Raw genomic sequence first — 14,304 nt, 5'->3', positions numbered from 1 at the left:
AGGACTAAATGTTAAGGCCTTTAATAATATTTTTAGCCGCAGCAATAACAAACAATTTTATATTAACTTACTTTTTGGGATTATGCCCGTTTCTTGGGGTTTCAGCAAGGGTTTCCTCGGCTATAGGGATGGGTTTTGCCGCTACCTTTGTTATGACGATGACGGCGATAATAACAAATCTTCTTGACCATTTGATTTTGAGGCCCCTTCACCTTGAATTTTTACAGATGATTGTTTTTATTTTTGTCATTGCAGTTCTCGTGCAGTTTGTTGAAATGGTAATTAAGAAATCTTCTCCGCAACTATACAAGGCTCTCGGGATTTACCTTCCTCTCATCACAACAAACTGTATTGTACTTGGCCTTGCCCTTCTCGGAGCAATGAGAAATTATAATCTTATTGAGAACACTTTCTGGGGTTTTGGCGCTGGTGTTGGATTTACAATAGCATTACTTCTAATTTCGGGTATAAGGGAAGAACTGGAGACCAAAGATGTACCAAAGGCATTAAAGGGAGCACCTATAACCCTCATAATTGCTGGACTTATGGCTTTTGCCTTTATGGGCTTTTCGGGGATAATCTCCCTGCAATAAGGAGGTCTTAAATGAACACAATAGTTTACAGTTTGATTCTTTCTCTTGGACTTGGTCTCTTTTTTGGTCTCTTTTTATTAATTTCTTTCAAAAAGCTTGCAGTTCAAGAAGATCCGAGGGTTGAAAAAATTCTCGAAATTCTTCCTGGTGCCAATTGCGGAGCCTGTGGATATTCTGGTTGTGCAGGATATGCAGAGGCACTCGCCAGTGGTCATGAAAAGAACCCAGGAAAGTGCGCTCCGGGAGGCCAGGACGTAGCTAATCAGATTTCTCACTTTTTGGGACTTGATGTTGTAACTGTCACCAAGCTTGTAGCAAAAGTTATGTGTAATGGTTCTAAAGAGAATGCTGTGCGAAGGGCTGAGTACAACGGGATAGAGTCTTGCAGAGTAGCTGACTTTACATTGAAGGGTGATAAGGGATGTACTTATGGTTGTCTTGGTTTCGGTGACTGTGTTGATGCCTGTCCCTTTGGTGCTATGTATATGGGAGAGGATGGGTTGCCTAAGGTGATTGAAGAAAAATGCACTGCCTGTGGTAAATGTGTTGAGGCATGTCCAAGGGACATAATTGAACTGGTACCTGTGGATAGGAAGGTGTTTGTTTTCTGCAAGAGTCTTGATAGGGGGCCTGTTGCAAAGAGTTATTGTAAAGTAGCCTGTATAGGTTGTGGCCTTTGCGTTAAGAATGCACCGGAAGGTGCCATGAAACTTGAAAATAACCTGGCATATATTTTACAGCCTGATAAGGTTGATGAAGTTGCTGAAAAGGTTGTGAGTGTTTGTCCAACTGGAGCTATCGCAATAGACAAGAAGTTTGCTGAGGTAAAGGTATCTTGAACAAAGAAAGCTTAAGAGGCATTGTACTTCAAAAGATTGGGGAAGGTGAGTACCTTGTTAAGATATTGAGAGAAGGCGGATCCTGTTCTTCCTGTGGATTTTCAAAGTTCTGTAGCATAGGCGGAAAGAAAGACGAAGGTGACATTATAGAAGTTCGAGGTAATGGATTTGCACCAGGTGACGAGGTTATCTTAGAGGAGAAGGTGTCAGGAATTATTGCTGCCACTTCTCTAATCTTTATAGTTCCAATAATTGCCTTTGTTCTTGGGTATTATGCTGGTGTTTCCCTCGGATTATCAGAGTTAACGTCTGCATTAACCGGGTTTGCTTTCATGGCTATTTACTTCTTAGTACTTCGCCTGTTTGACAAAAAGCTTACGGAATCTCTGTTTGAGTTTGAAATTAAACGTAAAAGTTAAGTTTGTCAGTTACAAGGTTGTTAAGTTTATTTTTGTATAGATCCTGAAGGTCTGTTTCTTGAACTACGGGCTGGTTCAGGAGACTTCTGTAAAGGAGATTCAGAGCATATTTAGATTCTATCTCTTGGAATTTTTTCTCGAGTTCGCTAACTTTGTTCTCGATATCTTCCTTTGTCTTGGATGAAATCTCCATTAGATTTAACCCTATCTCCCATAAAAGTTTCTGCTTTAAATTAAATTTACCTTCGAAGTTTTTCAAAAGTTGTACGTATTTTTTGCTGTTTCTACCAAGGAGGAACTCGAAAAGCAAAAGGTCAATGTAAACTCTAATTAATTTTATACTATTAGCTGCTTCCAGTAATCTTTCTAAGTCGATATCTACACTGTCTTTTGTTATTAGTTTGTAAAGGTATAGGTCGGTGCTGAAACCAATTTCGCTTGTAAAATCATGTTTATCCATCGCCTCTCTTCTCCTCTTTTCGATGGATTGGAATAAATTAGCCGGATTGGTAGAGAACACAGCAAGTGTCTCGAAGATTTGAATTTCCGTAAGGACCTTCTCTCTTGGAGTTTTGAAATTTTGCACTTCCCTTAGGAGTTGTTCCAGCTGGTTGAAGTCCCCGAGAAAAGTGTAAATTCTTACAAGATACTGAACAGCCTTTTCTAAGAGGTTTAAATTTCCAGTCTTTTTGGAGATCTCAAGAATTTCATTTAATTTGGAAGCCAGGTACCTGTGTTCCCCAAGATATGATCTTACCCCATAAAGCAATAGTAAATACTTCAGCTCCTCGAGTTCCAATTTCATTTCTCTTGCATATTCCACTGCTTTTTCGAGATAGCTGATACTAATAGCATATTCTCCATAATTGGAATATATCATTGCAAGATTTTGTAAGACATGGGGCAATAGGTGCGTTATATTTTCCGTTTTGACTAACTCAAAAGTTTTTTCAAAGGTTATTCTGCTATTTTCTACGTCCTGGATTATGAACTGGGTTGTTCCGTAATTTAACATAATAGATGCCAAGTATTCAGGATTGTTGCACAACCTTGCGTGGTATAGAGCGATTTCGAAGGATTCTTTTGCTTTCGCGTGTTGCTTCAATTGCGTATAGCATTTACCAAGATTTCCATATATTTTCGAGAGAATTTCGTGGTTTTCCTCTTCTTTTATAAGCTCAATTATTTCCTCATAGGTGAGAATAGCTTTGGTAACATTTTTCTCAAAATCTTGATAGTACAACGCCTTGTAAATCATCGCCTTTGCGAGAATTTCATTGTTCTTTATCTGGTTTGCAATTTTTAGGATTTCTTCAATATTGAGCAATAATTCTGTTTTAAGTTCCAATTCGTGCTGTATCCAGGCCATTTCGAGTCTTATTAAAGCTTCTTCATATTTTTCATTGTATCTTATGGCAAGATCCAGTGCGATTTTTAGTTTATTAAGAGCTTCCTCGTATTCGCCTGTACATCTCAAGCACATGCCCATTTGTCTTATAAGACCTATTTTTTCTGAAACTTGCAGCTTAAATTCTGCAATTTCAAAAATTCTCTGTATGTATCTAATTGCCTTTTTGAATTCTCTTTTTTTAATGGAGTTCTTAATCAAAAGTTCGATGTATGGTATGGCTTTGCTTTCCATTCCTCCGTTTATGAAATGCTCATAGAGAACTTGTGGATTAAGTCTTGACGTTTCTTCAGGATTTTCGTCTAATATTTTTGCAATTTTGAAGTGGATTTTTGTGCGTTTTTCTTTTGGGATCTGTGCATAGATGACCTCTCGAACGAAAGGGTTCGAAAAGCGATAAATGGTATATGGTATAACCTCTTCGATGTATCCGTTTCTTGCGAGGTTATCGAAGATTTCCAGAGTTTCTGAAACAGATAAATCTAAAGCCTGTGCCACGAAAGCTATCGAGAAATCAATGTTATAAACAGCACAAAAATCCAGAACCTCTTTTTCTTTTGGGTTTAAGTAGTGAATTTCCTCGGCTAAAGGTAGTGCGATGCTTTCACTCAATGTGTAGTATGTGTCGCTTAATATCCATTTCGTTTCGCCTGGAATTAGCTTTTTAGATATCAGTAGAGCATTTAACAATTTGTCAATGTACAGTGGTCTGCCACCGGTTTTAGCCATAACCCAGTCAAGGAATTCTTCATCAGGTTCAAACCTTAGTATTTGCCAAAGCATCGTTTTTACTTCTTCACGCATTAAAGGTTGTATCTCTAAGGTGCGGATCTCATCCGCAACCGTTTTTAGGCCTTCTAAAATATGAGATTGGGTTCTGGAAGTCATTACTAATGAGATTTGGGAATTTTTATCCTGCTTTAAAATTTGTGCTAAGTGTAGCAGACATCTACTGGTTAGTAGATGACCATTATCAATGGTTATTAATAATCGTTCATCTCCTGCGAATGCAAAGAGCATTTCGCCAACTACCGGGAGGACCTTCGATTCGTTCATAGTAATCGTGATGGTATTTTTACTACTAAAAAATTCTGGAAGGAAAAAGTTGACTACGTTTTTTATGACTTCATCTTCAGGGATAAAGTTCTGTTCTAATACAAGGCTTCTTATTATCGCTTTGAGGAGAGGAAAGGGCTCTCCGGCTTCCTTCTCGCCCATTTTTACGCTAAGCGTTTTGAGATCTAATACTTTACCGAGTTTTAAGGTTTCCTCTAATAATCTTGTTAAATCCTACACCCTTGACACCTTTGAGGATTAATATGAATTTTTTCCCCGTTGTTGAAAAATCAGATAGGGCTTTTGAGATGAGATTTATTTCCCTTTCTCTTCCAATGATTCGAAGTTCTGATAAAGATAAGCTTTTAATTTCTTCCTGTACTTCGTTTCCGAAAACTATTTTACCTCTCCCCGTTCTTTTGCTGATTAAGGATCGTTCATCCGCTTTTTTTATGAGTTCTTCCGGAGTGGTAGCATCAATGGGGAATTGAGAAATACCTACGCTTAGAGAGATCTTTAAGTTTTTCGAGGGTCCGTATCCGTCATTTTCCAGTTGGTTTTTTATTCGTTCTGCTATCTTGATGGCTTCGTCCATTGAGACATCAGGAAGAATAATTGTAAATTCATCACCTCCGTATCTGAATAGTAAATCTGATTCCCTAACAATCGACTTAAGATTTACGGCAAATTGCTTCAGTACCTCATCACCGACCTGATGCCCGAAATTATCGTTAATCATTTTGAAGAAGTCCATATCGATAAAGAGCAGGCTAACTGGTTCGCCTTTCCTCTTTGCACGGGAGATTTCCTCGTTCATTTTAATGATGAAGTAGTTGTGATGGTAAAGCCCTGTAAGCGGATCTTTAAGAATAATTTCTTCCATCGTTTTAATATTATATACAATATTATACGCTCTTTGAGAGTAAATGTCAAGGTTCTTATAGTGATGATATTCGCAAAATGGATATTATAATTTAGCAATGGGAGTGAAAATTAGGGTTAAGGTTCAGCCAGGCGCAAAGGAATACGGTGCGAAATATTCAGAGGGAATTTATATAATAAAAGTAAAGAAACCGCCCATTGAAGGCCAGGCTAACGAAGACTTATTAGGCTTTATTTCAGAGAAGCTTGGAGTAAATAGATCTTCAGTGAGGATCCTTTCAGGATTTCGTAGCAAGTTAAAAGTGATTGAAATTTTGGAAAATTTAAAGGAGGAAGAGATTCAAAGGAGGCTTTTATGAGGATTTTTGCAGAATTACTCCTTGCTTTTTCACTTGGAAGCATTGATTCTTCAGGGCTAAAGATCATTTCAGAAGGATTGCATGCGCCTGTGTCAGATTTTGTTTTTCAAACATTTACAAGTAGTGGAAATGGTGAGGTTGTGATGTTCGGTTCTATGCTCTACTGGGCTTTCTGGGGAGATTGCCAAAAGCCGGTTATGAGGTCTTATGTGCTTGGTCTTGGCGCAACGTCGTTATTAATGCAGACAATTAAGTACATTACTAATAGGGAGCGTCCCGATGGTGTGACTAATCGGAGTAATTCTTCTTTCCCTTCAGGGCATGCTACCACGGCTTTTTATGTTGCGTCTTTTTATAGTTCAATGTACCCGAAATATAGAGTTCCCTTATATCTTTGGGCAACTGGTGTTGCTATTTCAAGGGTCTATTTGCGAAGGCACTGGCCAACGGATGTCGTTGCCGGTGCCCTTATAGGCTACGCCGGGGGTAAAATTTTTTATAAAATTAAGGATAGATTCTGACTGCTATTTTTTAAAAAAGAGTTGAAGGCCGACAAGGATTAGAAATATAGCAAAAGCTTTCCTTAAATAGTAAGGGTCCGTTTTCTGAGCCAGTATACCCCCAATTAATCCACCTAAGAAAAGTCCAATGGCTATTGTTAGTCCGAGTTTAAGATCGGAGTTGCCCGTTTTATAGTATTGTAAAAAAGCAAGGAATCCCACAGGTAAAAGAAGGGCTGCAAGGGACGTCCCTTGCGCCTTGTGTTGTGACATTTTGAAGAAGTAAATGAGAATGGGGGTAATTACTGTAGCCCCACCAACTCCGAAGAAGCCGCTTACTATTCCTGCGATAAGCCCAGTTAAAATTCCCCACAAAACCCACATGATGCTATATAATAATGGATAAAATGGGAATTGACAATAGATCCAGTGTTAAACCCGAAAGGAGGATAGTCGCCGTTTTGTTCGGTGACATTAAGGGGTTTACCTCTCTGTCTGAATTTCTTGACCCAGAGGATTTGCAGGAGCTGATTGACAGTATTTTTAGGAAGTTTAAGGAGATAATTGAGAGAAATGGTGGATATCTTGATAAATTCATAGGGGATGCAGTGATGGCGGTTTTCGGCGCGCCTGTTTCCTATGGAGACGATGCAAGGCGGGCCGTTATAACTGCGCTTGCCATGCAAAAGCACTTAGAAGAGGTGAATACTCAGAGAGGAACAGAAGTTAAGATGAGGATAGGGATCAATGTCGGAGAAGTATTGTGGTCTTCCATTGCGGGTGAAAAACCTACCGTTTTGGGCGATACAGTCAATGTTGCACAGAGAATCGAAGACATAGCTGAACCTGGGAAAGTATACGTAACTGATTCTGTCGTAAGTTTAACATTTCAGAATTTTTACTTTAAAGATGTAGGAACCTTTAAAGTTAAAGGCAGAGAAGAACCGGTGAAGGTGTTTGAAGTTGTAGGGGAGAAACCGGTGGAGAGTGAGTTCTCCATCCGCGGTCGTTTTAAGACACCTTTTGTAGGAAGGGAAGCTGAGATTTTAGAGCTGGAAAAATGGGTGTTGGACAAATCATCAAAACCGGGCGTCCATTTTTGCGAAATCACAGGAGAGGCGGGAATAGGGAAAACCAGGTTGTGCTCAGAATTTAAGGAGAGAATTACAACGATTTTACCGAAAGCTAAAGTATCTTTTTTTAGGTGCGATCCTATTAAACAGCAGCCTCTCTATGCCTTAAGAAAAATATTGGAAGATATATTATCAGCGGTAGTGCCCTATTCATGGAAAACTCAAGAGACTATATCTGAGTATCTACAGAAAAATCATGCTCTTTCGAAAATAGATGCAGACATTTTGGGGGAGAGAATATCCACCTTTCTTAATGGAAAAATGCAGTTTTCTGATGAATTAATTAAGGAGTTTTTAGCAAGCATGCAGGGATTATTCGAATTCCTGGCTAAGGATGTCGTTAACTTCATTATTTTTCTCGATGATTGCCAGTTTATTGATAGCGAGTCGCGATACTTTTTAAATGAGTGTTCAAAGAAGATTACCTTGGGGAATATTATCGTATTGTGTATTTCGAGGGAGTCCCTTGGGTATTTTCCCGTGGACTTTAAGATGGAACTGAAGGGGTTGGGGGAAGATTTTGTTAAAAAAGTTTGTTCTACAATCTTGCAGGTCCCGGCCGATTCAATCTCTGAGGAATTTTTTAGTGTAATGCTTGAAAAAACGAAAGGCAATCCTTATTTCATCGAAGAACTTATTTACTTTTTGAGAGACAAGGGGCTTCTGGAATTTAACCCTTTACGAATTAAAGAGGAACAATACGAGATTCCTGGGTCTATTAATGGACTGTTGGTTTCTGCAGTCGATAACCTTTCGGAACCCTTGAAGGAGATTTTGAAAGTTGCCTCGGTAATTGGAAGGCATTTCTGGCGGGGCGTACTGGAAGTAATAGTTGGAAAATCGATTGGGGAAGAGTTAAATGAACTGGAAAAAAATGGTTTTATTATTTCGCAGGGAAAGTCATTTATTCAGGGTGACTTCGAGTATATTTTTAAAAACGAGCTATTACGGGAGGCAGTTTATTCGTTAATAACCAAAAAGGAAAGAGAAAGGCTTCATAGTTTGGTTGCTCAGCAATTGGAAAAAGTTGAAGCTAAAGATGAATACATGCTTTTTATGATAGCCTATCATTATGAGAGATTTGGTGACACAAGTAAAGCAGCCCTTTATTATGAAACTGCTGGAGATCTCGCTTTTTCAAAAGGATTTTACTCTTATGCTTTACAGTGTTACAAAAATCTTAGAGAGACTCCAAAGTCTGTTTATAAAATAGCTCAGTGTCTTGAGGGTCTTGGTGATTTCGAAAGTTCCTTGAGTTTACTAAATTCTCATATTGGGGAGATTGCTGAGGGGGATACATTAAGGCTAAAGTACAAAATTCTAATTTCCAGTATTTACGAGAAGTTATCGAGGTTTGAGGAAGCTTTCAGTTATCTTGAAGAAGCCGTAAATTCTGATGATCCTGAAATCAGTTCATACGCCAACTATAAAAAAGCTTGGGTTTATTGGAGAATTGGAGATTACGAAAGTGCAAGAAAGTATGTTAATGTAAGTATTGAAATTATCGAAAAATATGGGTTGAGTACATGGGATGCCTTAAGGACGCTCGGTGCAGATTTTAATTTATTAGGCAACATTGAACAAGTTTGCAAAAATTATGAAAGGGCAATCTATTATTACGAAAAGGCCAAATCCATTTTTGAAGAGTTAGGTGAACTTACTGCACGGGCAAAAATTTTAATAAATTTAAGCCAGATATACCTTGGGTTGTGGAAATTTGATGTTGCAGAAGACTACCTGCAAGAAGCATTGTCTGTGATAAAAAATTCAGGAAGTAGATTCTTATTAGCAATTGTCATGCACAATTTAGGAAGAGTGTATTTCAATAAGAGAGCCCTTGAAAAAGCAAAGAATTCCTATTTAGAAGCAAGGAGAATTTTCCTTGATTTAAAATTGCCAAGTTATGTAGCTGAGTCTACAATAAATCTTGTAAATGTGTACCTTGAGTTATTTGATTTTGAGAAGGGAAAGGAACTCCTTGATTCAGTGATTGTAAATTATCCCAGTCTTCATCCCTCCCGCGTCGCCATCCTTTTCTTTTTGAACGGGATATTAAATTACAGGTTGGGAAGGTTTAAGGAAGCGAAGGAGTCTTTCTTAAAGTCAGAAGAAATGTACGTTAAGCTCAATGATAGCGAAAAACTTTTTCAGATAAAGGTTTACTGTGCTGTTTTAGAATGCTTGATGGAGAATTGTGAGGCTGCAAAAAAATATCTTAAAGAGGCAAAAGAGCTTGAAGGTTATTCTGATTTTAGCCTTAGGAAGGCCGAATCAATACTCTACGCCGCAGGTGTAAGCTACCTTTGTAAGGGTGAAGTGGATTATCTTGATTACGAATCCCTATGCTCATTAAGAGAATATATTGAAAAGGATTCCCAAGAGTTAAGATTACTCTGGTTGGCTTTATATTCTATTTTAAAGGGGAAGATTGAACCAGAAGCTTCCCATTTGATATGGGAAGAGCCTTTGAGGGTTTTGATAGATTTTTCTGAATTCCCGGTTTTTAAGGACCCAAGAAGTAGGGGGTATTTCTTTGGCATGCTAAAGGAGAGGGGCGCTTATCTTCTATTAGAATTTCTTAGAAAATTCAATTAATGCTTCTTGACTTTTTATTAGCTTAGGCATAGAATTTTTTACAGGAGGTGGATGATGAAATGTGTGAGTGTGTTGGTAGTGTTAGCTTTAAGTTTCGCCTTCTTTTCCTGTAAGGAACCTGCTACGGACTATGATGATGAAGCGGCCGTTGTCTCTACTGAGTTGAATCAAACAAATGAAGATGTTAATAATAGTGAGGCTGCAATCCAGCTGGCGCAATTACCAGAACCGGATGGAACCCCTATTCTCGTTGGTATAGACAAAAGCTTCTGGGTAAAAGATAGCACTGATCCGACGCCTTTTATAAATGTTGTCAATCTCTTTTCACATATATATCTTAAGAGTGACAATGTATACGGAGAATGGTTTTATGCTGATACAAGCTGGGTAAGGCAGAGTTTTGATACAAACCGTGTTAGGCTTGTATGGGTAAAGTCTGACACCTTTAGGTTAACTTTGCATGTTGACAGCACTGATGGGATGACTTCTTATATTCATGTTCTGAAAGGTTCAATAGACCTTGTTAAAAATGGAAATCCCCTTTTTGCTGCTGTCTTTTCGAATAAAGGGGACACGGTTGATGTCTACTATTATATTGCCAATGTTGCGAGTTTTGATGTTCACGCAATAAGGACCGGTGTTAGCAATGCGTCTATGTTTGTTGGGACAATTAATGGAACTGTGTACAAGGAGAGTAGTTCAAGCTGTGATTCGATTCTCGTCAAAGCAACTTGCAAATCTGACTCCACAAGAAGCGTCGAGGTTATTTACCCGTATCAGAATATCACATTTAAGATAGTATCGCTTATTTCAAAGATTCAGTCGCTCCAGGGGGGACCAAGATACAGGGATATAACTGGGAATTTCTTTGCGAATAACTTAGACATTGGGGATGTGGTCGGTAGAAAGTACGAGTATCAGGATAGTGCTCACAGAGACTACTTAAAGATAATATTGAATTCAGGGAGGACCCTTTACCTTTGGTAGTCTGGAAGGCTACAGTTTTTAGCAACAATTAGTTTAGTTAATCTGTAAGCAGTCTTATATTTTGATGTGCTAAGAGGCATTTTTGTATTTTTTCAAATTAAGGAAGAAGTTGCGAGATTATTTTATCAAAACTAATTTAAAAAGGGCTTTTGCTTCAGCGAGTATCGTGTCGTCTCCTTCATAAGTAATCCTTGCTTCGGCTTTTGCCCAATTGCCTGATCTTTCAATTAGTTTTCCCCACACTATAACGGTTTTCCCAGATTCGACCTTTTTCCTAAACTTCGCTTCAATAGAAGCGGTAACCCCCCAGTTTATCCCATCAGAGACTGCGTAAGCCATTACTTCATCCATGAGTGTAACTAAAATCCCCCCATGTATTATCCCTTCGTATCCTTCATAGTTGGAATCAAGCCTCACCTTTATAAACCTTTCGGGGCCTGAACCTTCAACTTTCACCTTTAGGCCGATTGGATTTTTTTCGCCGCAGACAAAACAGTTGTTACCTCTTTCGAGAATCTCACTCATAGAATTTCCATTTTTTAAAGGAGAACTTAAGAATTTTCTCTTCGTCTTCAATGGAAAGAATTTCGGGAATGCCCTTTTGTATTACTAACTTTGCCATGAGGAACAGAGACTCCTTTTTTGATTTAAGGTATAGAGTGTCCTCGGAAACCTTAAGTTCATAATTAATGGTGTCGCTCAAAAATTGGAAGTTCAAGAGTTTGAGGGCATCTTCCTCAAGGGGATAAGAAGTTACTTTCCCCTGGCTTATTACAAAAAGTGTATCATTTCTTATTAGGTAGGTTTCCTTGGATGGGTAAACAACTTCCATTTTTATGTTTGATCCTTTGCGAGTTAAATTTCCACGAAAGGTATCCTGGGTTTTCATCTCTTTATATTGGACGATTTCGACAAATTCGGTTTTGAAAGGTTTCTCTTTCAGATTCGCCAGCAGGGTAGAATCAATTTGATTTAAGAGAAGTAGAATAAAGATCATTACTTGAGAACCTGCGCGATGAGTTCGGCAACCTCTCTTGGCTCCTTGGCAACTGGAACCCCCGCCTCGTTGAATGCCTTGATTTTTTCCTCCGCTGTACCCTCACTCCCCGAAATTATCGCACCTGCGTGTCCCATGCGTTTTTCCCTTGGTGCTGTTCTTCCTGCGATAAAGGCAACAACGGGTTTACCAAATTCTGCTTTTATGTAGGAAGCTGCCTCTTGCTCATCGGTTCCCCCTATCTCTCCCACGAGAACAACCGCCTTGGTTTCCTGATCTTCTTTAAACAGTTTCAAAAGGTCAATGAATTTAGTCCCAATAATTGGATCTCCGCCAATTCCAATGGCAGTAGACTGCCCAATCTTTGCAGCCGTTAAATGACTGACAATTTCGTAGGTGAGCGTTCCACTCCTCGATATTACACCCACTGGGCCTCTCATAAAAATGTGACCTGGAAGAATGCCAACCTTTGCTTCCCCCGGGGTTATCAAACCTGGGCAGTTAGGTCCAATGAGTCTTGCCCCCTTTTCCTCCACAAATTTAACAACTTTCACCATATCCTGGATAGGTATGCCCTCTGTGATTGCCACTATTAACTTTATTCCGGCATCGGCTGCTTCCATAATAGCATCGGCTGCAAAGGGAGCGGGAACAAAAATACAAGACACGTCAGCCCCTTCCTTTTCAACTGCCTCTTTGACAGTATTAAAGACGGGTATACCATCGACAAATTGTCCGCCTTTTCCCGGGGTCACACCTCCAACAACCTTTGTTCCATATTCTTTCATCAATTTAGCGTGGAAGGAACCGTCACGTCCGGTTATTCCCTGAACAATAACCCTCGATTCCCTACTTAATAGGATAGCCATATTTCCTCCTTGCTTATACCTGCCTGAGGTTAAATAATTATAACGATGGAACAGAGAATTTTAAAGAAACTGCTGGAATATGTTGAGGAAGATATACCTTTTGGTGACATTACCTCGGAACTAATTCCCCAGGGCACTCGCTGTAAAGCAAGGATTGAGGCGAGGGAAAATTTCAAGGTTTTCGGCCTTGAGTATGCGAAAGGGTTGTGTGAACATTATGGTATAAATGTTAAGCTTAAGAAAAACGACGGTGATTGGGTTGTAAAGGATGAAGTACTTGCCTTTTTAGAAGGGCATGCAAGGTTGATTTTACAACTGGAAAGAACGCTGTTGAATTTGATCGGGCATCTTTCCGGTATAACTACTCAGGTCGCCTTCTTCGTTATGAAGGCCAGGTCAGTAAATCCGGAGATTGTAATTGCCTGCACAAGAAAAACTACTCCCGGTATGAGATACTTTGAAAAAATGGCCTTTAAGGCCGGTGGGGGTGACACCCACCGATTTTCGTTATCCGATGCGGTTATGATTAAAGATAATCATCTGAAACTGCTTGGAGGGGTAAAGGAGGCTGTTAAGCTGGCCAAGGAGAAGACAAGTTTCGTCCATAAAATAGAAGTTGAGGTGGAGAGTTTGGAAGACGCAGTATCCGCAGCAGAGGCGGGTGCCGATATAGTTATGCTTGATAATATGAGCCCAATGGAAATCTCCCGGGTGGTTGAAAGATACAAAGAACTGGGGTACTATGGAAAGGTTCTCCTTGAAGCATCTGGAGGTATTAATTTCGAGAACGTTGAAGATTATGCAAAAACGGGTGTTAACATCATCTCATCTGGTTATTTAACCAAAACGATAAGAAGTTGCGATGTGAGTCTGGAGGTAGAGGAATGAGACTTGGAATTATAGGATGTGGTGCCATAGGAAGCTTCGTGGCCCAGGCGATAGAAGAAGACGTTTTGCCGAATATGCATTTGCAAGTTATTTATGATGTAAAGGTTGAAAAGGCATATGGGCTTCAGAACTTACTTTCAAGAAAGCCCGATATAGCCTTTACTTTTGAGGACTTTATAAAACATGATATTGACATAGTTTTGGAAGCAGCTTCCCAAGAGGCTTTAAAAGATTATGCATTCCAGATTTTAGAGTCGGGTAAAGACCTTGTGGCCATGAGTGCTGGCGCCTTTGCGGACGAAGAATTCCGGCACAAACTCTTTGATTTTGCACGATTGAAGAATAGAAAGATTTACATTCCTTCAGGCGCTGTAGCGGGTTTAGACGGATTAAAGGCCCTTTCTTATGTTAAAATTTCGAAAGCCAAACTTACGACGAGAAAGCCTCCAGCAGGACTGGGAAAAGAAGTTACTGCTCCGGAGACCCTGTTCAAAGGATCTGCTATCGAGGCTGCAAAACTTTTTCCACAGAATATTAATGTGGCCGTTGCTCTTGGCCTCGCAGGTGATATATTAGAAAAACTTGAAGTGGAGGTCATTGTGGATCCGAGAGTTAAGAACAACGAGCACACAATAGAAGTGAAGTCAGAAGCGGCGGAGTTAAAAATTGTTTTGAAAAATAAGCCGTTTCCCCAGAATCCAAAAACCAGTTTCTTAGCCGCCCTTTCGTGCCTTCAGGTTCTTAGAAACATAAGTAGTAACGTGATAATTGGGGGGTAG

15 protein-coding genes are annotated in these 14,304 nt (G+C 39.5%); 9 read left to right on the top strand and 6 right to left on the bottom strand.

What is annotated here, in order from left to right; genetic code table 11:
- Nucleotides 1-8 precede the first annotated feature (8 nt).
- Genes rsxA through ABIM45_05405 form a run of 3 tightly spaced genes read left to right on the top strand, consistent with a single transcriptional unit; the run spans nt 9 to nt 1,851 of the window.
- On the top strand, nt 9-593 hold the full coding sequence (rsxA, locus tag ABIM45_05415; GenBank protein ID MEO0239341.1) for an electron transport complex subunit RsxA: 585 nt from the start codon (nt 9-11) through the stop codon (nt 591-593).
- An 11-nt stretch (nt 594-604) separates the two neighbouring features.
- A complete protein-coding gene (locus ABIM45_05410; protein ID MEO0239340.1) occupies nt 605-1,432 on the top strand; it encodes an RnfABCDGE type electron transport complex subunit B in 828 nt (275 codons plus the stop codon).
- Nucleotides 1,429-1,851, top strand: a complete 423-nt coding sequence (locus tag ABIM45_05405) for a SoxR reducing system RseC family protein (GenBank protein MEO0239339.1) — start codon at nt 1,429-1,431, stop codon at nt 1,849-1,851. The genes ABIM45_05410 and ABIM45_05405 overlap by 4 nt, the downstream gene beginning before the upstream one ends.
- Here ABIM45_05405 and ABIM45_05400 read toward each other — a convergent pair.
- Entirely contained in the window at nt 1,835-4,477 is a 2,643-nt protein-coding gene (locus ABIM45_05400) for a hypothetical protein (GenBank protein MEO0239338.1), read from the bottom strand. The two genes, ABIM45_05405 and ABIM45_05400, sit on opposite strands and share 17 nt — an antisense overlap.
- Nucleotides 4,478-4,508: 31 nt before the next feature.
- Nucleotides 4,509-5,198, bottom strand: a complete 690-nt coding sequence (locus tag ABIM45_05395; GenBank protein MEO0239337.1) for a GGDEF domain-containing protein — start codon at nt 5,196-5,198, stop codon at nt 4,509-4,511.
- A gap of 97 nt (nt 5,199-5,295) precedes the next feature.
- Between ABIM45_05395 and ABIM45_05390 the strand changes: the two genes are divergently transcribed.
- Both ABIM45_05390 and ABIM45_05385 read left to right on the top strand, forming a co-directional pair.
- Complete coding sequence (locus tag ABIM45_05390) at nt 5,296-5,556, top strand: DUF167 domain-containing protein (GenBank protein MEO0239336.1); 261 nt, start codon at nt 5,296-5,298, stop codon at nt 5,554-5,556.
- A complete protein-coding gene (locus tag ABIM45_05385) occupies nt 5,553-6,077 on the top strand; it encodes a phosphatase PAP2 family protein (protein ID MEO0239335.1) in 525 nt (174 codons plus the stop codon). Before ABIM45_05390 ends, ABIM45_05385 begins: the two co-directional genes overlap by 4 nt.
- 3 nt (nt 6,078-6,080) lie before the next feature.
- Here ABIM45_05385 and ABIM45_05380 read toward each other — a convergent pair whose 3' ends face one another.
- Nucleotides 6,081-6,440 (bottom strand): sulfite exporter TauE/SafE family protein, encoded by a 360-nt coding sequence (locus ABIM45_05380; protein MEO0239334.1) that lies wholly within the window; start codon nt 6,438-6,440, stop codon nt 6,081-6,083.
- Between the two features lie 23 nt (nt 6,441-6,463).
- Between ABIM45_05380 and ABIM45_05375 the strand changes: the two genes are divergently transcribed.
- Together ABIM45_05375 and ABIM45_05370 are read left to right on the top strand one after the other, a co-directional pair.
- Nucleotides 6,464-9,784, top strand: a complete 3,321-nt coding sequence (locus ABIM45_05375) for an adenylate/guanylate cyclase domain-containing protein (GenBank protein MEO0239333.1) — start codon at nt 6,464-6,466, stop codon at nt 9,782-9,784.
- Between the two features lie 54 nt (nt 9,785-9,838).
- On the top strand, nt 9,839-10,771 hold the full coding sequence (locus ABIM45_05370) for a hypothetical protein (protein MEO0239332.1): 933 nt from the start codon (nt 9,839-9,841) through the stop codon (nt 10,769-10,771).
- A gap of 117 nt (nt 10,772-10,888) precedes the next feature.
- Here ABIM45_05370 and ABIM45_05365 read toward each other — a convergent pair whose 3' ends face one another.
- Genes ABIM45_05365 through sucD form a run of 3 tightly spaced genes read right to left on the bottom strand, consistent with a single transcriptional unit; the run spans nt 10,889 to nt 12,637 of the window.
- Nucleotides 10,889-11,296: a PaaI family thioesterase gene (locus ABIM45_05365; protein ID MEO0239331.1), complete on the bottom strand. Its 408-nt coding sequence runs from the start codon at nt 11,294-11,296 to the stop codon at nt 10,889-10,891.
- Nucleotides 11,289-11,768: a hypothetical protein gene (locus ABIM45_05360; GenBank protein ID MEO0239330.1), complete on the bottom strand. Its 480-nt coding sequence runs from the start codon at nt 11,766-11,768 to the stop codon at nt 11,289-11,291. Before ABIM45_05360 ends, ABIM45_05365 begins: the two co-directional genes overlap by 8 nt.
- Nucleotides 11,768-12,637, bottom strand: a complete 870-nt coding sequence (sucD, locus tag ABIM45_05355; protein ID MEO0239329.1) for a succinate--CoA ligase subunit alpha — start codon at nt 12,635-12,637, stop codon at nt 11,768-11,770. The genes ABIM45_05360 and sucD overlap by 1 nt, the downstream gene beginning before the upstream one ends.
- Nucleotides 12,638-12,682: 45 nt before the next feature.
- Here sucD and nadC point away from each other — a divergent pair, with 45 nt between their 5' ends.
- Together nadC and ABIM45_05345 are read left to right on the top strand one after the other, a co-directional pair.
- The gene (gene nadC, locus ABIM45_05350) at nt 12,683-13,525 is read left to right on the top strand and encodes a carboxylating nicotinate-nucleotide diphosphorylase (protein ID MEO0239328.1); all 843 of its coding nucleotides are present in this window, start codon (nt 12,683-12,685) and stop codon (nt 13,523-13,525) included.
- Nucleotides 13,522-14,304, top strand: a complete 783-nt coding sequence (locus ABIM45_05345; GenBank protein ID MEO0239327.1) for an aspartate dehydrogenase — start codon at nt 13,522-13,524, stop codon at nt 14,302-14,304. The genes nadC and ABIM45_05345 overlap by 4 nt, the downstream gene beginning before the upstream one ends.

This window comes from candidate division WOR-3 bacterium, assembly GCA_039803545.1.
In the GTDB taxonomy this organism is placed as follows: domain Bacteria; phylum Hydrothermota; class Hydrothermia; order UBA1063; family UBA1063; genus UBA1063.
This window is presented reverse-complemented; position numbering and strand designations above follow the sequence as displayed.

Coding starts and splice junctions, on each gene's coding strand:
- ABIM45_05385 (MEO0239335.1), top strand. CDS start 5,553: ATGAGGATTTTTGCAGAATTACTCCTTGCTTTTTCACTTGGAAGCATT.
- ABIM45_05380 (MEO0239334.1), bottom strand. CDS start 6,440: ATGTGGGTTTTGTGGGGAATTTTAACTGGGCTTATCGCAGGAATAGTA.
- ABIM45_05360 (MEO0239330.1), bottom strand. CDS start 11,768: ATGATCTTTATTCTACTTCTCTTAAATCAAATTGATTCTACCCTGCTG.
- ABIM45_05370 (MEO0239332.1), top strand. CDS start 9,839: ATGAAATGTGTGAGTGTGTTGGTAGTGTTAGCTTTAAGTTTCGCCTTC.
- ABIM45_05390 (MEO0239336.1), top strand. CDS start 5,296: ATGGGAGTGAAAATTAGGGTTAAGGTTCAGCCAGGCGCAAAGGAATAC.
- ABIM45_05395 (MEO0239337.1), bottom strand. CDS start 5,198: ATGGAAGAAATTATTCTTAAAGATCCGCTTACAGGGCTTTACCATCAC.
- ABIM45_05365 (MEO0239331.1), bottom strand. CDS start 11,296: ATGAGTGAGATTCTCGAAAGAGGTAACAACTGTTTTGTCTGCGGCGAA.
- ABIM45_05345 (MEO0239327.1), top strand. CDS start 13,522: ATGAGACTTGGAATTATAGGATGTGGTGCCATAGGAAGCTTCGTGGCC.
- ABIM45_05375 (MEO0239333.1), top strand. CDS start 6,464: ATGGGAATTGACAATAGATCCAGTGTTAAACCCGAAAGGAGGATAGTC.
- ABIM45_05410 (MEO0239340.1), top strand. CDS start 605: ATGAACACAATAGTTTACAGTTTGATTCTTTCTCTTGGACTTGGTCTC.
- nadC (MEO0239328.1), top strand. CDS start 12,683: ATGGAACAGAGAATTTTAAAGAAACTGCTGGAATATGTTGAGGAAGAT.
- rsxA (MEO0239341.1), top strand. CDS start 9: ATGTTAAGGCCTTTAATAATATTTTTAGCCGCAGCAATAACAAACAAT.
- ABIM45_05400 (MEO0239338.1), bottom strand. CDS start 4,477: ATGGGCGAGAAGGAAGCCGGAGAGCCCTTTCCTCTCCTCAAAGCGATA.
- sucD (MEO0239329.1), bottom strand. CDS start 12,637: ATGGCTATCCTATTAAGTAGGGAATCGAGGGTTATTGTTCAGGGAATA.